Origin of the sequence: Sphingopyxis sp. Root1497, assembly GCF_001427085.1 — a bacterium.
Lineage (GTDB): Bacteria > Pseudomonadota > Alphaproteobacteria > Sphingomonadales > Sphingomonadaceae > Sphingopyxis.
Window position 1 is genome coordinate 849,756 of record NZ_LMGF01000005.1, and the last position, 20,135, is coordinate 869,890.

Here is a 20,135-nt window from a genome sequence, read left to right on the forward strand (position 1 = left end):
GCACGTCCCCTTAAACCCGGCCCCTATCTACAGGCGAAGTAGCGGCGGACCAGCCCTCCGATCAAGTCATTGGCGGCCGCGACCGCCGCGATGGTGATGGGGAGGAACTGAAAGCCGTGCGGCAGGCCGGGAAGGCGGCAGGCGAGCGTTTCGACCCCGCTCCGGACCAGCGCCGCGGCATAATATTCGCCGTCGTCGCGCAGCGGGTCTTCGGACGCGGTGAGGACGATCGCGGGCGCGAGGCCCGTATGGTTGGTGGCCAGCAGCGGCGAGACGAGCGGATCGGATTCCGGCGTATCGCCCAGATAATATTCGCGGCACGCATCGAGATAGGGTTTCGACAGCCCCGGAGCGGCGACTTCGGCGAACGATGGCAGGGAAAAGCTCATATCGGTCGCGGGGTGGATGAGCAGCTGGAACAGCGGTTGCGGTTTGCCATCGTCGCGGAGCCGCAGGGTCGCCGCGGCGGTCAGGTTGCCGCCGGCGCTTTCGCCGCCGAGCGCGATGCGAGCCGGATCGCAGCCGAGGTCGTCCGCCGATCGGCGCGCCCAGTCGAAGGCGGTCATCGCATCGTCGAGCCCGGCCGGAAATTTATGCTCGGGCGCGAGGCGATAACCGACGCCGAGGACCGCGCAGCCGCTCGCCGCGGCGAGGTGACGGGTCATGGCGTCATGCGTATCGAGGTCGCCGAACATCCAGCCGCCGCCGTGGAGAAAGACGAGGAGCGGCAAGGGGCGGTCGGAAGCGGGGCGGTAGAGACGAACCGGAACGCCGTCGGCGTCGAAATCCTCGACCCGATCGATATCAGCCCCCGGCATCGCCGCCGCCATCATCGCCATGTTCGCGCGAAGCAGCGGAATCAGTTCGGGCGTGAGCGGCGGCATCTCCTGCGGCGGACCGGCGAAGGCGGCAATATCGGAATCGAGCATCGAATATCCTTCCTATGACATCGATAACAACGCGAAGGGCATTTGTCCAACGACCTTTCGGGGAGGATCATCGGCCTGCCGGTTTCGGTCCATCATCCACGCGATAATCGCGCACGGCGGGGAGCGATGTTCGCCGGGCGCGGCGCCGGCGTCTAGCGTCGGCCTTTGGGGCGCAAGGCGCCCGATTGGCGCGAAGAGGAGATGGACATGTCGGCGCAGACGATTGCCGCGCTTTGGGATCGCGAGATGATCCGCGATTGCCTGTTTCGCTATTGCCGCGGGATCGACCGGTGCGACGAGGCGATGTTGCGGTCGGCCTGTTGGCCCGGGGGCACCGACGATCATGGCGCCTATAATGGTACCACCGACGGCTTTGTCGACTGGGCGATGCAGGCGCTGCCGTCGATCGAGCGCGGCATTCACCAGATCCACAATATATTGATCGAGCTGCGCGGCGACGAGGCGGCGGTCGAAAGCTATTTCACCGCGTTGCAGCGCCAGCCGGGCGGCGAAGGCGCGTTGGTCGAGCTTTACATGGCGGGGCGCTATGTCGATCGCTTCGAGAAACGCGCGGGCGAATGGCGGGTCGCCGACCGCGTGGTCGTCTTCGACTGGGTCGACGAACGCCCGGCGCCCGACAAGAGCGAGGCCGAACGGTTCGCGCATCGCAAGTCGGTCGGCAGGCGCTGGCCTGCCGATCCGGTCTACGCGCTGTTCGGTACCACCGCGAAGGGAGAGGCATGATGGGGATCGAAACACTGGCGTGGGAGCCGCTGTTCGTGATGCGACTGAACGTCGCTTATGACAAAGCGCAGCCGATCGGCGGCGAGGGCCGGATGGGGATTTTCCCGGTCCACGGAGGCACGTTCGAAGGGCCGCGCCTGCGCGGGCGGGTGATGCCCGATGGCGCCGACTGGGTGACCTGGCGCGGTGACGGCACGATGATCATCGATGTGCGCACATCGCTGGAAACCGACGACGGCGCGCGGATCGCGATGCAGTATACCGGGCTGATGGCGCCGACCTCGCCCGAGGCGGCCGGGCGTTTCGCGCGGCGCGAGCCGGGGCCTTATGAGGATCTCTATCTGCGCACGACGCCGCGCTTCGTCACCGGCCACCCCGATTATGACTGGCTCAACCGGACCGTCGCCGTCGCCAATGGCATGCGCACCGACGACGGCCCGATGTATCACGTCTTCGCGATCAGCTGACCGCGTCCGCTGCCGCGGCGAAATGATCGCCGTGGCGCTTGCGGAGTTCGGTCTTGAGCAGCTTGCCCGTCGCGGTGTGCGGCAATTCCTCGACGAAAATTACGTCGTCGGGTAGCCACCAGCGCGCGACCTTGTCGGCGAGATGCTCCATGACCTCTTCCTTCGTGCAGGTTTCGCCGGGGTGGAGTTGGACCAGCAATAGCGGGCGTTCCTGCCATTTGGGATGCGCGACGCCGATCACCGCCGCCTCGGCGACTTTCGGATGCGCGACGGCGGCATTTTCGAGATCGATCGAACTGATCCATTCGCCGCCCGACTTGATGACGTCCTTGGCGCGGTCGGTGATCTGGAGGAAACCGTCGGGATCGATCTTCGCGACGTCGCCGGTGTCGAACCAGCCGCCTGCGTCGAGCGCGCTGCCCGCCGGCTGGCCGTGATAGGCATTGAGCACCCACGGACCACGGACCTTGAGCAGTCCCGCGGCTTCGCCATCGCGCGGCAGTTCGTGGCCATCCTCGTCCTCGATCCGCAATTCCACCCCGAAGACCGAGCGGCCCTGCAGCGCGCGGAGGTCGATCTGGTCGGCGTCGGACAGGTCGGCATGGTGCGCGAGCGGGCGGCACACGGTCGCGACCGGGCTGGTTTCGGTCATCCCCCACGCCTGCATCGTCTCGACCCCGAGCAGGCTGCGGAAGCGTTCGATCAGCGAGCGCGGGGTGGCGGCACCGCCGGTGAAGATGCGGTCGAGCTTGAGCGCCTGCCGATCCTCGATCGCGCGTTCGCGTTCGAGATGGTCGAGAAAGGCGAACCAGATCGTCGGCACGCCGAGCGAGAAGGTCACGCCTTCGTCGCGCATCAGCTCATAGAGCGAGACGGGATCGAGCGCCGATCCGGGCAGGACCAGCTTCGACCCCGCCATCGCGGCCGAATAGGGGATACCCCACGCGTTGACGTGGAAGAGCGGGGTGACGACGAGGATCGAGTCCGCGGCGCCGAGTGACATGCTGTCGTTCGCGAGCGCGCTCATCGCGTGAAGCACGGTCGAGCGGTGACTGTAGAGGACGCCCTTCGGGTTGCCCGTCGTCCCGCTGGTATAGCAAAGCGCGCTGGCGCTGTTCTCGTCGATATCGGGCCATGCGGCGATCGCGCTCGGGCCACCGATCAGGCTCTGATAGGATATCGGATCGGCGATGCGCGTTTCGGGCATGTCGGCCTGATCGGCGAGGACGATTACGCGTTCGATCTTCGGCAGGTCGGCGAGAAGCGGTTCGATGATCGGCAGCAGGTCGGCGTCGACGCACAGGATGCGGGCGCCGCCATGGTCGATGATGTAACGAATCTGCTCGGGGAAGAGGCGCGGGTTGACGGTGTGGAGAACCATCCCCGCGCCGCTGACGCCATAATAGAGTTCGAGATGCGGCAGGCGGTTCCATGCCAGCGTCGCGACCCGGTCGCCGGGCTTGAGGCCGAGGTCGGCAAGGCCCGCCGCGATGTGGCGCGCGTGGCGTTCGACCGTCCGCCAGTTCGAGCGGGCGAGCGCGCCATCGGCGCCGCGCGAGACAATTTCACGCTGCGGATGGTTGGTCGCCGCATGGCGGATCAGCATCGCCGTCGTCAGCTGCTGCGCCTGCATCAGGCCGTTCATCAACTCTCTCCCTTTCGATCCCTTGATTGCCGCGACGATTGCCCAGACCGCGAGCGGCGCGAAGCGCGGCGACCGGCGCACCTCGACAATCACATTTGGGAAAGTCGCACGATCCCGCCCCGCTAGCGCGCCAGCCGCGCGTTGCTGCGGCTAGGTCCGTCGCAATCGATGGGAGATGCGATCATGAATCTGGACCTGGCACCCGCAGACCGGGCGTTTCAGCAGGAGCTACGCGAGTTTTTCGCGAACTCGATTCCCGAAGAGTGGAAAAAGACCGTGCGCGCCGGGCTGCGCCTGTCGCCCGAAAATCTGGTCGCCTATCAGCGCCGCCTCGCCGATCGCGGCTGGGGTGCGCCGACCTGGCCGAAGCGATATGGCGGCACCGGCTGGACGCCGCAGCAGCTTCACATCTTCTGGTCGGAGGCGTCGGCGGCCGATGCGCCCGCGCAGTTCCACCAGGGGCTCGAACTGATCGGGCCGATCATCTTCACCTATGGCAGCGAGGCGCAGAAAGATTTCTACCTGCCGCGGATCATCAGCGGCGAGGATTGGTGGTGCCAGGGCTATTCGGAGCCGGGGGCGGGGTCGGACCTTGCGGCGCTGCGTACGCGTGCCGATCGCGACGGCGATGAGTATGTGATCAACGGACACAAGATGTGGACGAGCTATGCGCATGTCGCCGACCGCATGTTCGTGCTCGCGCGCACGTCGAACGAGGGGCGGCGCCAGCAGGGCATTTCGCTGATGCTCGTCGACATGGACACGCCCGGTATCCGGGTGAGTCCGATCCACACGCTCGATGAGAAGCATCACACCAACGAGGTGTTCCTCGACGACGTCCGCATTCCCGCCGCCAATGTCGTCGGCGAGGAGGGCATGGGCTGGAATTACGGCAAGGTGCTGCTCGACCGCGAGCGCATGGTCGCCGCGGCGACCGCGATGTTCCTGCCGCAGACGCTGCGCGCGGTGCGCGAGGCCGCGACGCGTCGCAAGACCGCGCACGGCCTGCTGATCGACAAGCCCGAGTTCAAGGCGAAGCTCGCGCAGGTCGAGATCGAGGCACTGGCTGTGCAGGCGATGGTGTTGCGGCTGATGGCCGATGCCGCGGCGGGCGCCGACTCCGGGCCGCGCGGATCGATGGTCAAGCTGCGCTGGTCCGAACTGACGCAGCAGGCGACTGCTTTGTGGGTCGAGGCGCTGGGACCGAAGGCGCAGCATTTCGCGGCGCTCGACGATGCGAGCGTGCTGCCCGAGGATATGCCCTTCGCACTGAAAGGCGCGCTCTATGCGCGTGTCACCACCATCTACGGCGGGTCGAGCGAGATCCAGCGCAACATCATCGCGCGCCGCGCGCTCGGGCTTTGAGGGAGATTAGCGATGCAGTTCGCCTTTAACGACGAGCAGCAGATGCTGCGCGACAGCGCCGAACGCTTCGGTGCGGAGGAATGGAATGCCGCCGAGCGGTTGAAGCGGCTGGCGGAAGTTGGCGAAGGTGCCGCGCAGCGTTGGGGCAAGATGGCCGAGCTGGGGTGGCTGATGCTGCCGATCGCCGAGGAAGACGGTGGGCTCGGCGGCGGGCCGGTCGAGGTGATGGCGATCATGGAAGCTGTCGGTCGGCACCTGATGACCGATGCCTATGTCAGCCATTGCGTGCTGCCGGCGGCGCTGCTGGCGGGCGGGGGCGAGCATTGCGCGGCGCTGCTCGAGCAGGTCGGGGCGGGGCAGGTACGCATCGCCGCGGCGCTGGTCGAGGAAGAAGGCTTTGATATTGCGGCCATTTCGACTCGTGTGGTTGCTGACGGCGATGGCTTCAGGCTGACGGGGGCCAAGGCGCATGTCGAGGATGGCGCCGACGCCGACTGGTATCTGGTGTCGGCGCGTAACGCCGGAACTTCGGGCGAGCGCGACGGCGTCGGCCTGTTCCTCGTCCCGCGCGGCGCCGAGGGGCTGAGTGTCCAGCGGTTCCGCGCGGTCGACAGCCATCGCCATTGCAGCCTCGATCTCGAAGGTGTCGCGGGCATTCCGGTCGGCGCGGTCGGCGAAGCGGCGGAGCGGATCGAGGCGGCGCTCGACCTTGCGATCGTCGCGCATCTGGCCGAGGCGGTGGGGTCGATGGAGGCGGCGGTCGAGGCGACGCTCGACTATGTTCGCACGCGCCAGCAGTTCGGCGCGCCGATCGGCAGCTTCCAGGTCGTCCAGCACAAGGTCGTCGACATGAGCGTCGCGTGCGAGGAAGCGCGCGCGCTGATGATGGTCGCGGCGTCGCAGCTCGCGGGCGGGGGCGACGCGAGGTCGCTCATCGCGGCAGCCAAGGTCCGCGTCGCGCAATGCGGTATCGCGGTGGCGCAGCAGGCGGTGCAACTCCATGGCGGGGTTGGGACGAGCGAGGAACTGATCGTCAGCCATCATTTGCGCCGCCAGATGATGCTCGACCTAGCGCATGGGGATCGTGATTATCACAAGGCGCGGTTTGCGGAGATGACGCGCTAGCGCGCGATGACATGAGATTGAATCGTCATTGCGAGGAACGAAGCGACGCGGCAATCCAGAGTGGCGTAATCCGCTCTGGATTGCTTCGCTGCGCTCGCAATGACGAGGTGTATTAATCCAATGTCATCAATATTCTAGGCGCCCTGCTTCGCCTCGTCGGCCTCGATCCGGCGCCCCGCCAGCCAGAACAGCAGCGACCCGACCGCGAGCGGCAGCGCGACGAGCGCCATCGCGGCGCGCAGGCCTTGCTCGGTGCCGAGCGAGGGGGCTAGCAGGTCGCTCGCGATGCCGACGAACAGCGGCCCCAAGGCGAGGCCGATCGCGTTGGTGACGAACAATTGCACCGCCGCCGCCATCGCGCGGACGCGTGCGGGGACGAGCGTCTGCACCGAGGCGAAGACCGAGCCATAGTTGAGCGCGTGGACGAAGATCGCACCGCTCAAAAAGGCGAAGGACAAAGACACGGTCGGGGAGAGCGCGGCGCCCGCGAACAGCGGCGCCGCGATGACGAGCGAGGTCGACGGCACCAGCGTATAGCCCCTGATCCCGCGCCTCGCCGCGCTGTCGGCGAGCTGGCCGCCGACGAAGGTGCCGACCATGCCGACGAGCCCGACGATCAGCCCGAGGCTGAGGCCGAGGAAGACCGTCGACGGCACGCCCCAGCCCGCCGCCATCGCATCGATGCCGGCGACATGGGTGCGCATGTAGAGCGAGCCGAAGAAGGAGGCCTGGCCATAATAGCCGAAGGCCCCCATCGCGGTGCCGAAGGAGATGAGCCAGAAGCTGGGCAGGCGGCGCAAGGTTGCGAGCACCTGGCTTAGCGGCATATGCGGGACCGCTGTTTGTGTCGTGATCGCACGCTTGCGCGGCTCGTCGAGGGTGAACCAGACGATGAGCGCGAGCAGGATGCCGGGCACGCCGGCGATCAGGAAGGCGGCGCGCCAGCCCAGCGTCGCGAGCAGGATGCCGCCGAGGACGAGCCCCGCGAGCGAACCGACGGGCACCCCCAGCGAATAGAGCGCGAGCGCGCGGCCGCGTTGTTCGCGCGGGACATAGTCGGTGATCAGGCTGTGCGCCGCCGGGGTGCAGCCGGCTTCGCCGACCCCGACGCCGATGCGTGCGAGCAGCAATTCGGTGAAATTGCGCGCGAGGCCGCAGAGCGCGGTGAAGCCGCTCCATACCGCGAGCGCGATGGCGATCATGCCGACGCGGTTGCCGCGATCGGCGATGCGCGCGAGCGGGATGCCGAGCAGGGTGTAGAAGAGCGCGAAGGCGAGGCCGCTGATCATCCCGATCTGCCAGTCGGCGAGTCCGAGGTCGGCCTTCATCGGCTCGACGAGGATGGTCACGATCTGGCGGTCGAGCATGTTGAAGGCGTAAACCGTCATCAACAGGAACAGCGCGCCATAGGGCATGGACGCGGGGCGGGCCGTGTCGGGGGTGATCGTGTCGCTGGTCATCGGCCTCTCCATGGCGGGCGCTTTGCCCGTTCTTCGCAGACGCCACTCTAGGCACAGCCTGGCCAGACGGCGGGGCGGGAGCGCGGTGAAGGGCCATTATCCCCATGCTGATTTGTCGCCCCGCGCGAGCATCGCGCTCGCCGAGGTGTCGTGCGGCGCGCAGACGGGCGAGCGAGGAGAAGCAGCCATGGCCTTCGCAACGAACGGTGCCGCCACCATCCATTATGAGCGCATGGCGGCGGGCGATGGTCCGGTCGTCATCCTGCTGGCTGGGGCGGGGCGTCCGTCGACCGATTTCGACTATAGCTTTTGCGCGCCGCTCGTCGCGGCGGGTTTCGTGCCGATCCGCATCGACAGCCGCGATACCGGGCGATCGACCGCGCTGGCCGGCGATGTGCCCGACCTGCACGCGATCAAGGCGGCGGCGCTGGGGCAGGGCGATGCGCCTCCGCCCTATGGCATCGCCGATATGGTGGCCGATGTGCTTGCGGTGATGGAAGCCGAGAAGATCGGTGCAGCGCATCTGGTCGGACGCTCGATCGGCGGGCTGGTCGCGCAGCAACTGGCGGTGCAGACGCCCGGGCGCGTGCTCAGCCTGTCGCTGGTGATGGCGATGAGCCGGTCGATGGCCGACGCGGTTCCCGATGCGGCGCTCGACCGGCTTGCCGCCGACCATATCCCCGACGAGGATGCCTATGTCGCGCGCCAGCTCGGCGTCGCGCAGGCGAACGGCATGGTGGCGGATTTCGACGCGGGGCGCGTTGCCGAGGAGGCGCGGACAGCCTGGCGCCACGGCGTGCATCGCGGCGGCACCGCGCGCCATTTCGCTGCCAGCCTTGCGGCGCCCGACCTGCGCCCCGCGCTCGGCGCGCTGCGCGTGCCGACGCTGATCCTCCATGGCCGCCACGACAAGGTCATTCCGGTCGCGCGCGCGCTCGAGACGGCGGAGGCCATATCGGGTGCGATCATCGAGATCGACGAGCAGATGGCGCATGACGGACCGCCGCGGCTGCGCGCCGCCTGGGGGACGCGGATCGCCGCGCATCTGGCGGGTTCGCCGAACACTACCTGAGCTTCACCGGATATCACATATGTGATATGACCGATCGAAGTCACGCTTTTGCCCGTCCGGCGGAGGCGGGTCGCTATCGTGCGCGCAGCAGAGACCGCCCGCAGGCGGCAGATTGACCGGCCACAGATGGCTTCAGCGCTGTCGTTGTTGGGGTGGAGAGATGAAGAGAAAACCCGTCAAATCGGCATCGCGCACCTTTGAAGTGCTCGAACTGTTCCGCGACCGCCGCGAGCCGTTACGGCTCAACGAGATTTATTCGGCGCTCGGCTATCCGCAGTCGAGCACGACCAACCTGCTCAAGAGCATGGTGATCGAAGGCTATCTCAACTATAATCGCAAGACGCGGACCTATCTGCCGACGCTGCAGGTCGCCTCGCTCGGCAGCTGGCTTTACGGCCATGTCGCCTATGGCAATGGCTATAACTGGCTGATCGACGAGCTGTTCCGCAAGACCGAGGAAACCGTCGTCCTCGTCACGCAGAACGACCTGTTCATCCAATATGTGACGATGCGTACCCCCGACCATCCGCACAAGCGCCCGCCCAATCCGGGCGAGATGCGGCTGATGCTCGACGCGACCGCGGGCATGGCGCTGATGAGCCGGATGCGCGACCGCGAGATCGACAAAATCTATCGCTATTCCAACTATTATGAGCTCAATCCCGACAAGGCGATCACGCTGGAGGATGTGATGAGCCGGATCCGCTGGATCCGCCACACGGGCTATTGTTACTGGCCCGAGCATCCGGTGCCGGGGATCGCGTCGATCGCGATGCCGCTGGGCAACAGCAGCCATGGCATCCCGCTGGTGATCGGGATCGGCGGCACGACCGAAAGGCTGTCGCCGCGCCGCGCCGAGTTCGTCGAGATCATGCGCGAGACGATCGCCGAATTCCACCATCGCTTTCCGCAGGATTATCGCGGCGACGATGCCGCCGACGAGGGCGAGGATTTCGCTATCGCGGCCGAATGAACAATCGCATCTGAAATAAGCGGCGGCGCCGGGCCGATCGGCGCCGCGCGGTCCGGCGCAGCGGCTATCCTCTGCCGTCACAAGAGGAGAAGATCATGCCCGTCGCCATCGACCTGTTGCCCGCCGGCGTCGCCGGGCTGGGCGAAAGCCCGCTGTGGGATCATCGCAGCGAACGGCTTTACTGGGTCGATTCGATCGCGCCCGAAATCCTGTCGAGCGATGCGGAAGGGGGCGATGTGCGCCGCTGGACGCTCGAACAGCCGGTCGGCAGCATCGGGCTGGCATCGGACGGCCTGATCGCCGCGCTGGCGGACGGTTTTTACCGGTTCGATCCCGAAAGCGGTGGCGTGGAGGCGATCGCGCATCCGGTAATGGCGCCCGCGACGCGGCTCAACGACGGCAAGGCCGACCGTCACGGCCGCTTCCTGACGGCTTCGATGCGCACGGGTTATGACGATGACGCGGGGGCGCTGTTCCGGCTCGATGCCGACGGCGGCTGGGCGGAGATCGAGCGCGGGGTGGCGATCGGCAATGCGATCAGTTTCTCGCCTGATGGCGCGACGCTCTATTTCGCCGACAGCCTCGACGGGCATTTGCGGCGTTATCGCTACGATGTCGAAAGCGGGGTGATCGGGCCGCGCGAGGATTTGGTCGATTGCCGCGAGCAGGGATCGGGGCCCGACGGCGCGACGGTCGATAGCGAGGGGCGGATCTGGGCGGCGCTGGTGCTGGCGCAGGCGGTGGCCTGTTATTCGCCGCAGGGTAAATTGCTGCGCTCGATCCCGCTGCCGCTGCCGTTCCCATCGTGCCCGGCGTTCGGCGGGCCGAACCTCGACACGCTGTACCTGACGAGCATCGCCAATTCGGGGCATCGGCTGGTCGCCGATCATCCCGATGCCGGGCGGATCACGGCGATCCGCGGGCTCGATGCGCGGGGGATTGCCGAGGGGGTTTACGCTTAGCTGCGTTTTGAACCGTAGCCCTGAGCCTGTCGAAGGGCGCCTGTCAGAGAAGCGCCCTTCGACAGGCTCAGGGCTACGGTAATATCCTCAGCGCAAGGCGATCGAGATGCCGCCGTCAACGAGGAGCGACTGTCCGGTGACGAAGCCCGAGCGGGTGCTGTCGGCGAAGAAGAGCACCGCCTCGGCGATGTCCGAGGTTTCGCCGAGACGGCCGAGCGGCGTGCTCGCGACGCGCGCCGCGAAGGTCGCGTCGTCGAGCATCGCGCGCACGCCTTCGGTCGCGACGGTCGAGGGGGCGACGGCGTTGACGCGGATCGCCGAGGGGGCAAGTTCGATCGCCGACGAGCGCGTCATGCCCTCGACCGCCGCCTTGATCCCGCAGTAGACCATCGCATTGGGCAGCCCCATGTGCGCCGACACCGAGGCGATGTTGACGATCGACCCGCCGCTGCGCGTCCGCATATGCTTCGCCGCGGCCTGGGTACCCCAGATAATGCCCGCGATGCCGACCCCGAGCATCTTGTCGAGGCTTTCGGCGTCGATGCCGTCGATCGGCGAATATTTGGTCCACATCGCGTTGTTGACGACGATGTCGATGCCGCCGAGGTCGGCCGCGGCGCTGTCGAACGCCTCATGCAGCGCGTCGCGATCGGAGACGTCGCAGCCAAGCGCGACGGCTTTGCCGCCATCGGCCTCGATTTGCTGGACGAGGTCTTCGGCCCAATGCGCCTTGCGGTCGAGCAGCGCTACGGCCGCGCCATTGGCGGCGAGCTTGAGCGCGATGTCGCGGCCGAGGCCGCGCGATGCGCCGGTGACGAGCGCGACGTGCCCTTCAAGAGATTTGGTCATAGGAGAACCCATAAAAATGGAGCCCGCTTTTGGGGCGGGCTCCAGTGGGAGAGAGATCAGAATTTGTAGCCGACTTCGACCCCGTAGACCCTGCCCTTGTTGAGCGGGGAGAAGGTCGAACCGGCGAAGAAGGGCAAAGGTGCCTCGGTGCCGAAGGTCGCTTCGTTGAGCAAATTGTTGCCATAGACCGAGACTTTGACCCGGCCATGGGTGACCGCGAGGCTGGCATCGACCATCGTCGCGGCGCGGAGCAGGCCGGTGTTCTGGTCGTTGTAGAAGGCGGCATCGCGGTGGTTGGCACCGACACGCGCTTCGGCATCGAAATCGCCGCCGACATTGGTGGCATAGGTGATCGATCCGCCATAGCTCCACGGCGACAGGCGCGGCAATTTCAGGGCGAAATCGCGGTCGTTGATGACGCCGTCGGCGTTGAGATCGAACAGGATTTTTTCGTACTTGCCCTTGGTGTAGCCGAACTGGCCGGCGATCGTCAGGCCCGAGACGGGCTTGACCAGCAATTCGCCCTCGAGCCCCTTGATCGACACATCGGCGGCGTTGGTGATGATCTGGAAGTTGCCGAAGGGCGCGAAGGGCGCCTGGAATTCGCGCTGGGTGCCGTTGATGCGGTTGTAGAAGCCGGCGAGATTGATCCGCGCGACATTGCCGAATTCCTGCTTCAGCCCGACTTCATAGGCGTCCTGCTTTTCCTGGTCGAACGGACCCGGCGCGACATTGGGGTTGAGGTTGCGGAAGTTGTAGCCGCCGCTGCGGAAACCCTGTGCGAAGGAGGCGTACAGCAAGGTGTCCTCGGTCGGCTTGAACTGGACGCCGACGCGGGGGGTGAAGCCGCTCCAATTGTCCTTGTCGACGAAGTCGTAGGAACAGCGCAGCGTGTCGAGGTTGCAGCCGCCGACGCCGATCGAGCGGACCTGCACGGCCTTTTCTTCGGCCGAATAGCGCGCGCCGACGCTGACCGTCAGCATGTCGGTGATGTTCCAGTCGATTGTCGCGAAGACGCCGCCGGTCTTCTGCTTCTGACGCCCGCCGCCCGAAACGGTGAGCGCGCCGCCCGAGAGCAGGCGCTGTTCGGCGTAGTTGATGTCCTGGTCGAAATAGAAGAGCCCGGTCGTCACGTCGAAGGCGCCGAAGGTGCCCGCGTAGCGCAGCTCGTTGCTGATCTGCCACTGCTCGATATTGTTGCGCGAGTGGAGGCTGGTGACGGGCGAGCCGTCGACGTCGGCGCCGCTGTCGTTGCTGAGCGCGCGGACCGCGGCGATGTTGGTGATCGTGCCGTCACCGAAGGCGGTGTCGATGTTGATCTCGGCGATGCCCTGATCCCAGTCGGTCCTGGTGAAGCCCGCATAATTCTGGTTCACGCGGAAGCTGTCGCGCGGGAAGAGGCCGTGGTTGGTGACCGCCGGGCCGTCGCCGCGGATGCGGCCATGTTCGTAGCGCAGGATCAGGTCGAAACTGTCGTTGGGCTGGAAGCGCAGGGCAGGGCGGACGATCAGCGTTTCGCTGCCGCCGAGCTTCTTGCCGTCGAAGTCGTTTTTGAACCAGCCGGCGTCGTCGTTGTAATAGACCGCGATCTTGCCGCTGAGCACGTCGCCGACGAGCGGGCCCGACACCGAAATGCTCGCGCGCTTTTCGAGGCCGGTCGACAGCGCGGCCTTGGCATCGAGGCGGAAGCGGTTGGTGGGCGTGGTGGTGCGCAGCAAGACCGCGCCGCCGGTGACGTTGCGCCCGAAGAGCAGACCCTGCGGCCCGCGCAGCACTTCGACGCCCTCGAGGTCGAAGGTGTCGAACAGAACGCCAGCGCTGACGCCGAGATAGACCCCGTCGACGAACACGCCGACGGTCGGGTCGATCGAGGGGATCGAGCTGTTGATGCCGAGGCCGCGGATCGAGAAATTGGCGTAGCCCGGGGTGGTGCCGACGCTTTCGAGCGAGGCGTTGGGGACCGCATAGCTGACGCTGGCGATCGAGCGCGCGTGGATGCTGTCGAGTTCGTTGCTGCCGAAGGCGGTGACCGCGATCGGCACGTCCTGGACATTCTGTGCCGAGCCGCGCTTGGTCGCGGTGACGACGATCGCGGTGAGGCCGCCCTCATCGGCCTGCGCCTCGTCCTGTGCGACGTCGTCCGATGCGTCCTGCGCGAAGGCGGGGGCCGCGGTCAGGAGGGCGGCGATACCGGCGCCCGCCAAAAATATGCTGTGCTTCTTCATCGTCCACTCCCTGATGAATCGCGCTTTTCTTGTCATCCCTCGATGGCGTTCGCCTCGAAGGGGGTGCGCGGGGTTTTAAAGGTCTTGGTGCAGCCCGTCGGGCAGGTTGCCCGGCCCCGTTCGTGGGTTGCGGGGCGAAGGGCAATGCGGGCGGCCGGGCCGCCCCCGATAATCACAAGCGCGATTCCGGAAGCGAGCGCTTCAATCGCGAATGAGATTTTTGGCGCCATGGACGGCTTTCGCGTCCGGTGGCCGCCGCCCGATGCCATGGAGACGGCAACTGGGAGAAACGGATATGAGCAACATTCGCACCGAAGTCGAAAACCATGTCGCGCTGGTCACGCTCGACAATGCGCCGGTCAACGCCGCCGCGCTGGACATGCTGCAGGAACTGACCGACGTCTTCGACAGCTTCAACGACCGCGACGATGTGCGCGTCGCCGTCCTCACCGGCGCGGGCAAATGCTTCAGCGCCGGCGCCGACCTCAAGAACCGGCCCGACCTGTCGATCCCCGGCAAGCGCTGGAACCGCAACCGCGTCGTCCGCGAAGTCGCTTACTCGATCGCCGATTGCGCCAAGCCGGTGATTGCCGCGGTCAACGGCCCGGCGCTCGGCGCGGGTTTCGGCCTCGCCGCGAGCTGCGACATCATCGTCGCCTCCGAAAATGCGGTCTTTGGGCTGCCCGAGATCGACGTCGGCCTGATGGGCGGCGGCAAGCATACCTCGCGGATCGTCCCGCACTCGCTGGCGCGGCGCATGATGCTCACCGGCTATCGCGCCCCGGCATCCGAAATGTATCGCCGCGGCATCATCGAGGCCTGCCTGCCCGTCGACGAACTGTTGCCCTATTGCCTGGAGATGGCGGCGGTGATCGCGTCGAAGAGCCCGCTCGCGACGCGCTATGCCAAGGACAGCATGCGCACGATCGAGAATATGACGCTGCGCGACGGCTATATCTATGAGCAGGGCAACACCGCCAAGCTGTCGACCTCCTATGACGCGCAGGAAGCGGTCGCGGCGTTTGTCGAAAAGCGCGCGCCCGTCTTTCAGGGCCGCTGAGCGGAGCCGCCGTCATGGACTGGAATTTCGGCGACCTGCTGGACGCGACCGCGGCGCATGTGCCCGGCGACCGCCCGGCAATCATTCGCGGCGACCATGTCACCAACTGGGCGGATTTCGATGCCCGCACCAACCGGCTGGCGCGCGCGATGCGGACGGCGGGGCTTTCCGCCGGTGCGCGTATCGCGATCCTGGCGCGCAACATCCCCGAGTTCATCGAGATCGCGGCCGCGGCGTTCAAGGCGCGGCTGACCCACGTCAATCTCAACTATCGCTACACGACGTCCGAGATCGAATATGTGCTGCGTGACTGTCAGGCGGCGGGGCTATTCTATCAGGACGAGTTCGGGCCGGTCGTCGCATCGCTGATCGGCGGCGCGATCGACCATCTGATCTATGCCGTGCAGATCGGCAGCGACGGGGCCTATAACGGCATCGTGGCGGAGGGCGACGCGTCGCCGCTGGGCATCGCGCGTTCGCCCGACGACGGCTATTTGCTCTACACTGGCGGTACCACGGGGCGGCCCAAGGGCGTGATGTGGCGTTCGGCCGATGCGCGGCGCTCGCAGCTCGAATCGCCGGTCGCGGTGTCGACCCCCGCGAGCATGGACGACCATATCGCGCAGGTGCTCAAAGGCGCCGCGGGTCGCGTCATGCCCGCCTGTCCGCTGATGCATGGCGCGGGGCTCAACAGCTCGCTCGCCGAGCTGCTCGTCGGCGGCACCGCCGTGCTGCTGCCCTCGGACCGGTTCAGCGCCGAGGAATTGTGGAGCGAGGCCGAACGACATCGGGTGACGCGCATCCTGATCGTCGGCGATGCCTTTGCGCGCCCGATGGCCGATACCTTGCTCGCCCATCCGGGGCGCTGGGACCTGTCGGCGCTGCGGCTGATTTCGTCGGCCGGGCTGATGTGGTCCGAGCAGGTGAAGGCGGCGCTGCTCGACGCGCTGCCGCAGCTCACTTTGCTCGACATTCTCGGCGCATCCGAAGCCTCGGGTTTCGGCTATGCGATCACCAACAAGGACCGCGCCACGCCGACCGGGCTGTTCGAACCGGGGCCGCAGACGGTGATCGTCGACCATGACGGGGGCCGCGTCCTCGCCGACGATGAGGTCGGCTCGGGCTGGCTCGCGCGGCGTCCGCCGTTCGGTGCCGGCTATCATGGCGACCCCGAAAAAACCGCGAGCGTCTATCGCATCATCGACGGCCAGCCCTATGCGGTACCCGGCGACATGGCCGAACGCCTGCCCGACGGGCGGCTGCGGCTGCTCGGCCGCGGCAGCATGTGCATCAACACCGGCGGCGAAAAGGTCTTCGTCGAAGAGGTCGAGGAGGCGCTGAAGCGCGTCGACGGCATCGCCGATGCGATGGTGTTCGGGCTGCCCGATCCCAAATGGGGCAGCGTCGTCACCGCGTTGATCGAGGCGGGCGAGGAACCCGATGACGCAGCCTTGCGTGCCGCGCTGTCGCACGACCTCGCCGCCTATAAGCAGCCGCGCACGATCATCCGCGTCGCGGTGCTGCCGCGCCATGCGAGCGGCAAGAGCGACTATCGCACGGGGATGGACATCGCCCGCGCGCAACTCGCCGATGCGGGCTGACCCGCGCCGCACCCGATACAAGAATCCCCGGAAAGACTATCATGCAACAGGCTGAAAATATGAGCGCAACCTCTCCCCGTCGTCTCGACGCGCTGATCATCGGCGCAGGCTTCGGCGGCATGTATGCGCTCCACCGCACGCGCGGTATGGGGCTCGACGTGCATCTGATCGAGGCCGGCGACGATGTCGGCGGCACCTGGTACTGGAACCGCTATCCGGGCGCGCGCTGCGACGTGATGAGCATCGATTACAGCTACTCCTTCTCGGACGAGATCCAGCAGGAATGGACCTGGAGCGAGCAATTCGCGGCGCAGCCCGAAATCCTGTCCTATGCGCGTTTCGTTGCCGACAAGCTCGACCTCAAGCGCGACATCAGTTTCGAGACGCGCGCGACTGCGGTGCAATATGACGAGGACGCCGCGCTGTGGCGGATCGAGACCGATGGCGGGGTCGTCTATGAGGCGAACTATTGCCTGATGGCGACGGGGCCGCTGTCGGTGCCGAAGCAGGTCGACATACCGGGTGCCGCGAAGTTCAAGGGCGAGCTTTATCTGTCGGGCAAATGGCCGCACCATGACGTCGACCTCAAGGGCAAGCGCGTCGCGGTGATCGGTACCGGATCGTCGGGAATCCAGATCGTCCCCGTCGTTGCCGAGCAGGCCGAGCATCTCACCGTCTATCAGCGCACCCCGAGCTTCACTTTGCCGATGCGCAACCGCAAGCTCGACGAAGACTATGTCTCGCATATCAAGGCGCATTATCCGGGGCTGCGCGCGGCGGCGCGTCACTCGCTGACCGGCGGCGTCCGTCCGATCACCCACCGCCCGGTGTTCAGCGTGACCCCAGCCGAATCAGAAAAGCTGATGGAGGACGCCTGGCAGCAGAGCGGGCTGTCCTTCCTCGGACTCTTTTCCGACCTGCTGACCAACCGCGAGGCGAACGAGGTTGTCGCCGAATTCGTGCGCGGCAAGATCGCCGAAACGGTGAACGACCCCGAAACGGCGCGCAAGCTGACCCCGCGCGGTTACCCGATCTTCGCGCGGCGCCCGTGCCTCGATACCGGCTATTACGAAGCGTATAACCGCGACAATGTGACGCTGAAGGACTGCATCGAGCATCCGATCGTCGAGATCACCGAAAAGGGCATCCGCACCGCCGAAGGTGAGGTCGAGGTCGACATCATCATCGCCGCGATCGGTTATGACGCGCTGACCGGCGCGATGCTGTCGATCGACATCACGGGCAAGGATGGCCGCGCGCTCAAGGACAAATGGGCCGATGGCGGGCGTTCGCACCTCGGCCTGATGATCGAGGGCTTTCCGAACCTGTTCGTCATCGCCGGGCCGAACGGTCCGTCGGCGCTGGCCAATTTCATCATTCTGAACGAGCAGAATGTCGACTGGGTGTGTGATTGCATCACCCATATGCGCAGCGAGGGCATCCGCTCGATCGAGGCGAATGCCGACGCCGAGGACGGCTGGATGCAGAAGGTGACGACGCTCGGCTCGCTGTCGCTCTATCCGACCGCCAACACCTGGTACACCGGGGCCAATGTGCCGGGCAAGCCGCGCACATTCCCGGTTTATATCGGCGGGCTTGGCCGCTACCGCGAAATCTGCGCCGATGCGGCCGCCGAGGGATATCGGGGCTTCACGCTGCGATAACCGGCGCCCTGCGTCCCCGTCTGGAAAGGTCCCTCCTGTTGTCCGATCGGCTGTTCGAACCGCTGTCGCTATCGCGCGGTCCCGCGCTGAAAAACCGTTTCATGCTCGCGCCGCTGACCAACCGGCAGAGCCATGCCGACGGTCGCTTGTCGGACGCCGAACACAAGTGGCTGGAGATGCGCGCGGCGGGCGGATTCGGGCTGACGATGACGGCGGCGGCGCATGTGCAGCCGGTGGGGCAGGGCTTTACCGGGCAGCTCGGCGTTTTCGACGAGGAGCATGTGGCGGGACTGACCGCGCTCGCTGACGCGATCCGGGCGAAGGGCTCGCTTTCGTCGGTGCAATTGCATCATGCCGGCAGCCGCGCCGAGACGGCGCTGGTGGGCGCGCCGGTCGCGCCGTCCGCAGTGCCCGACCGCGGCGTGCGCGCGCTCACCGAGGCCGAGGTCGAAGCCCTGCGCGACGATTTTATCGCGGGCGCGGTGCGGGCCGAGCGGGCGGGGTTCGACGGCGTCGAGATTCATGGCGCGCATGGCTATATCCTGGCCGAATTCCTGTCGGCGGAGTCGAACAGCCGCGGCGATGATTACGGCGGCAGCCTGGAAAACCGCGCGCGCATCCTGTTCGAGATCGTCGACGGCATTCGCGCCGCGACGCGGCCCGATTTCCAGCTCGGCCTGCGCCTGTCGCCCGAACGCTTCGGGCTGGTGCTCGAGGAAATCCGCGATGTGGCGGTGCAGGCGATGGCCGGAGGCAAGATCGACTATCTCGACATGTCGCTGTGGGACGTCCGCAAGGAACCCGAGGATGACAGGCTGAAAGGGCGCTCGCTGCTGAGCTATTTCGCCGAATTGCCGCGCGGCCCGGTTCGCCTTGGCGCCGCGGGCAAGGTAATGACCGCCGAAGACGCGCGCGATGTGCTCGACGCCGGTTGCGATTTCGTCGTCATCGGGCGCGCCGCCATCCTGCGCCACGACTTCCCCGAACGCGTCCGCCGCGACCCGGCCTATCGCTCGCCGCCGCTGCCCGCGTCGGTGCCGCACCTGCTCGGCGAAGGGCTCAGCGATGAGTTCGTCCATTATATGCGGCGCTGGCCGGGATTCGTCGAAGAGGAAGCGGCGGGATAATCTTTCGCAGGCGAATGACTCGCCGCTCCCATTTTTGCTGATGTCCCGCCGTCGGTCCCCGCGATACTCTCTCCTTCAAAATCACAAGAGGAGGATGCGATGGATCTGGGTCTCAAGGGCAAGAAAGTCATCATGAACGGCGGCGCGCACGGCCTGGGGCTGGCGTCGCTCAAGATTTTCGCCGCCGAGGGCGCCGATGTCGCCTTTTTCTCGCGCGATGCCGAGAAGGTCGCGGCGGCGGTCGCGGCGATCGACGCGGCGGGGCCGGGCAAGGTGTTCGGCGAGCAGTTCGACATGACCGGCAATCCCGACGGCTATCGCGCCTGGCTGGAGAAGGCGCGCGATACGCTCGGCGGCTGCGACATCTTCATCCATACCGCGAGCTCGTCGGGGCAGGGTGCGACCGGCGACTGGCAGCGCGGGCTCGACATGGACGTGATGGGCGCGGTCCACGGGGTCGAGGTGCTGACCGAGGCGCTGGCAGCGTCGGGTTCGGGATCGATCATCTTCATGTCGTCGACCGCGGCGGTCGAGACCTTCATCGTGCCGCAGGCGTTCAATGCGCTGAAGGCGGCGCTGATAACCTATGGCTCGCAATTGAGCCAGTCGCTCGCGGCGCAGAATATCCGCGTCAACATCGTCTCGCCCGGCGCGATCTATTATCCCGGCGGCAATTGGGAGGTCATCAAGTCGGCGGTGCCGGCGCTCTATGAAGGCACGCTGGCGCAGATGCCGCTGGGGCGCTTCGGCGAGCCCGAGGAAGTGGCGAAGGGGATCGTGTTCATGGCGTCGCCCGCCTGTCCGTACATGACCGGCGCGCATCTCGTCATCGACGGCGGTTTCACCAAACGCGTCCAGTTCTGAGGG

The 20,135-nt window shown here is 66.4% G+C and carries 17 protein-coding genes; 12 read left to right on the forward strand and 5 right to left on the reverse strand.

The window, feature by feature from the left end:
- Positions 1–23 precede the first annotated feature (23 nt).
- Positions 24–929, reverse strand: a complete 906-nt coding sequence (locus ASD67_RS18560; protein ID WP_056350380.1) for an alpha/beta hydrolase — start codon at positions 927–929, stop codon at positions 24–26.
- A 207-nt stretch (positions 930–1,136) separates the two neighbouring features.
- Between ASD67_RS18560 and ASD67_RS18565 the strand changes: the two genes are divergently transcribed.
- Positions 1,137–1,673 carry a nuclear transport factor 2 family protein gene (locus ASD67_RS18565; RefSeq protein ID WP_056352151.1) on the forward strand — a complete coding sequence of 179 codons (537 nt, stop codon included), beginning with the start codon at positions 1,137–1,139 and terminating at the stop codon, positions 1,671–1,673.
- A complete protein-coding gene (locus tag ASD67_RS18570; protein ID WP_056350382.1) occupies positions 1,673–2,140 on the forward strand; it encodes a DUF3237 domain-containing protein in 468 nt (155 codons plus the stop codon). The genes ASD67_RS18565 and ASD67_RS18570 overlap by 1 nt, the downstream gene beginning before the upstream one ends.
- Here ASD67_RS18570 and ASD67_RS18575 read toward each other — a convergent pair.
- A complete protein-coding gene (locus tag ASD67_RS18575; protein WP_056352154.1) occupies positions 2,133–3,785 on the reverse strand; it encodes a long-chain fatty acid--CoA ligase in 1,653 nt (550 codons plus the stop codon). The two genes, ASD67_RS18570 and ASD67_RS18575, sit on opposite strands and share 8 nt — an antisense overlap.
- A gap of 183 nt (positions 3,786–3,968) precedes the next feature.
- On the opposite strand from ASD67_RS18575, the gene ASD67_RS18580 reads away from it, so the two are divergent.
- Positions 3,969–5,150, forward strand: a complete 1,182-nt coding sequence (locus ASD67_RS18580; protein WP_056350384.1) for an acyl-CoA dehydrogenase family protein — start codon at positions 3,969–3,971, stop codon at positions 5,148–5,150.
- Positions 5,151–5,162: 12 nt separating this feature from the next.
- Positions 5,163–6,275 (forward strand): acyl-CoA dehydrogenase family protein, encoded by a 1,113-nt coding sequence (locus tag ASD67_RS18585; RefSeq protein ID WP_056350386.1) that lies wholly within the window; start codon positions 5,163–5,165, stop codon positions 6,273–6,275.
- A 134-nt stretch (positions 6,276–6,409) separates the two neighbouring features.
- On the opposite strand, the gene ASD67_RS18590 is transcribed toward ASD67_RS18585, so the two are convergent.
- Positions 6,410–7,735: a spinster family MFS transporter gene (locus tag ASD67_RS18590; RefSeq protein ID WP_056350388.1), complete on the reverse strand. Its 1,326-nt coding sequence runs from the start codon at positions 7,733–7,735 to the stop codon at positions 6,410–6,412.
- A gap of 187 nt (positions 7,736–7,922) precedes the next feature.
- On the opposite strand from ASD67_RS18590, the gene ASD67_RS18595 reads away from it, so the two are divergent.
- The 3 genes from ASD67_RS18595 to ASD67_RS18605 all read left to right on the forward strand — a co-directional run bounded on the left by ASD67_RS18595 (position 7,923) and on the right by ASD67_RS18605 (position 10,742).
- The gene (locus ASD67_RS18595) at positions 7,923–8,807 is read left to right on the forward strand and encodes an alpha/beta fold hydrolase (RefSeq protein ID WP_162248614.1); all 885 of its coding nucleotides are present in this window, start codon (positions 7,923–7,925) and stop codon (positions 8,805–8,807) included.
- Positions 8,808–8,967: 160 nt separating this feature from the next.
- Positions 8,968–9,780: an IclR family transcriptional regulator gene (locus ASD67_RS18600; RefSeq protein WP_056350392.1), complete on the forward strand. Its 813-nt coding sequence runs from the start codon at positions 8,968–8,970 to the stop codon at positions 9,778–9,780.
- A 95-nt stretch (positions 9,781–9,875) separates the two neighbouring features.
- Positions 9,876–10,742, forward strand: a complete 867-nt coding sequence (locus tag ASD67_RS18605; protein ID WP_056350394.1) for an SMP-30/gluconolactonase/LRE family protein — start codon at positions 9,876–9,878, stop codon at positions 10,740–10,742.
- An 87-nt stretch (positions 10,743–10,829) separates the two neighbouring features.
- Here ASD67_RS18605 and ASD67_RS18610 read toward each other — a convergent pair whose 3' ends face one another.
- Positions 10,830–11,591, reverse strand: a complete 762-nt coding sequence (locus ASD67_RS18610) for an SDR family NAD(P)-dependent oxidoreductase (RefSeq protein WP_056350396.1) — start codon at positions 11,589–11,591, stop codon at positions 10,830–10,832.
- A 56-nt stretch (positions 11,592–11,647) separates the two neighbouring features.
- Positions 11,648–13,816, reverse strand: a complete 2,169-nt coding sequence (locus tag ASD67_RS18615; protein ID WP_056350398.1) for a TonB-dependent receptor — start codon at positions 13,814–13,816, stop codon at positions 11,648–11,650.
- Between the two features lie 295 nt (positions 13,817–14,111).
- On the opposite strand from ASD67_RS18615, the gene ASD67_RS18620 reads away from it, so the two are divergent.
- The 5 genes from ASD67_RS18620 to ASD67_RS18640 all read left to right on the forward strand — a co-directional run bounded on the left by ASD67_RS18620 (position 14,112) and on the right by ASD67_RS18640 (position 20,132).
- A complete protein-coding gene (locus ASD67_RS18620; RefSeq protein ID WP_056350400.1) occupies positions 14,112–14,876 on the forward strand; it encodes an enoyl-CoA hydratase/isomerase family protein in 765 nt (254 codons plus the stop codon).
- A 14-nt stretch (positions 14,877–14,890) separates the two neighbouring features.
- Entirely contained in the window at positions 14,891–16,477 is a 1,587-nt protein-coding gene (locus ASD67_RS18625; protein ID WP_056350402.1) for an AMP-binding protein, read from the forward strand.
- Between the two features lie 59 nt (positions 16,478–16,536).
- The gene (locus tag ASD67_RS18630; protein ID WP_235535737.1) at positions 16,537–18,141 is read left to right on the forward strand and encodes a flavin-containing monooxygenase; all 1,605 of its coding nucleotides are present in this window, start codon (positions 16,537–16,539) and stop codon (positions 18,139–18,141) included.
- Between the two features lie 38 nt (positions 18,142–18,179).
- Positions 18,180–19,268, forward strand: a complete 1,089-nt coding sequence (locus ASD67_RS18635; protein ID WP_200938069.1) for an NADH:flavin oxidoreductase — start codon at positions 18,180–18,182, stop codon at positions 19,266–19,268.
- 99 nt (positions 19,269–19,367) lie between these two features.
- Positions 19,368–20,132 carry an SDR family NAD(P)-dependent oxidoreductase gene (locus tag ASD67_RS18640; RefSeq protein WP_056350405.1) on the forward strand — a complete coding sequence of 255 codons (765 nt, stop codon included), beginning with the start codon at positions 19,368–19,370 and terminating at the stop codon, positions 20,130–20,132.
- The last annotated feature ends 3 nt before the right edge of the window (positions 20,133–20,135 follow it).

What these genes read in the sequence shown, in the direction of transcription:
- ASD67_RS18560 (WP_056350380.1), bottom strand. Translation starts at nt 929, where the DNA reads ATGCTCGATTCCGATATTGCCGCCTTCGCCGGTCCGCCGCAGGAGATG.
- ASD67_RS18565 (WP_056352151.1), top strand. Translation starts at nt 1,137, where the DNA reads ATGTCGGCGCAGACGATTGCCGCGCTTTGGGATCGCGAGATGATCCGC.
- ASD67_RS18575 (WP_056352154.1), bottom strand. Translation starts at nt 3,785, where the DNA reads ATGAACGGCCTGATGCAGGCGCAGCAGCTGACGACGGCGATGCTGATC.
- ASD67_RS18585 (WP_056350386.1), top strand. Translation starts at nt 5,163, where the DNA reads ATGCAGTTCGCCTTTAACGACGAGCAGCAGATGCTGCGCGACAGCGCC.
- ASD67_RS18580 (WP_056350384.1), top strand. Translation starts at nt 3,969, where the DNA reads ATGAATCTGGACCTGGCACCCGCAGACCGGGCGTTTCAGCAGGAGCTA.
- ASD67_RS18605 (WP_056350394.1), top strand. Translation starts at nt 9,876, where the DNA reads ATGCCCGTCGCCATCGACCTGTTGCCCGCCGGCGTCGCCGGGCTGGGC.
- ASD67_RS18615 (WP_056350398.1), bottom strand. Translation starts at nt 13,816, where the DNA reads ATGAAGAAGCACAGCATATTTTTGGCGGGCGCCGGTATCGCCGCCCTC.
- ASD67_RS18620 (WP_056350400.1), top strand. Translation starts at nt 14,112, where the DNA reads ATGAGCAACATTCGCACCGAAGTCGAAAACCATGTCGCGCTGGTCACG.
- ASD67_RS18610 (WP_056350396.1), bottom strand. Translation starts at nt 11,591, where the DNA reads ATGACCAAATCTCTTGAAGGGCACGTCGCGCTCGTCACCGGCGCATCG.
- ASD67_RS18630 (WP_235535737.1), top strand. Translation starts at nt 16,537, where the DNA reads ATGAGCGCAACCTCTCCCCGTCGTCTCGACGCGCTGATCATCGGCGCA.
- ASD67_RS18600 (WP_056350392.1), top strand. Translation starts at nt 8,968, where the DNA reads ATGAAGAGAAAACCCGTCAAATCGGCATCGCGCACCTTTGAAGTGCTC.
- ASD67_RS18625 (WP_056350402.1), top strand. Translation starts at nt 14,891, where the DNA reads ATGGACTGGAATTTCGGCGACCTGCTGGACGCGACCGCGGCGCATGTG.
- ASD67_RS18570 (WP_056350382.1), top strand. Translation starts at nt 1,673, where the DNA reads ATGGGGATCGAAACACTGGCGTGGGAGCCGCTGTTCGTGATGCGACTG.
- ASD67_RS18590 (WP_056350388.1), bottom strand. Translation starts at nt 7,735, where the DNA reads ATGACCAGCGACACGATCACCCCCGACACGGCCCGCCCCGCGTCCATG.
- ASD67_RS18595 (WP_162248614.1), top strand. Translation starts at nt 7,923, where the DNA reads ATGGCCTTCGCAACGAACGGTGCCGCCACCATCCATTATGAGCGCATG.
- ASD67_RS18640 (WP_056350405.1), top strand. Translation starts at nt 19,368, where the DNA reads ATGGATCTGGGTCTCAAGGGCAAGAAAGTCATCATGAACGGCGGCGCG.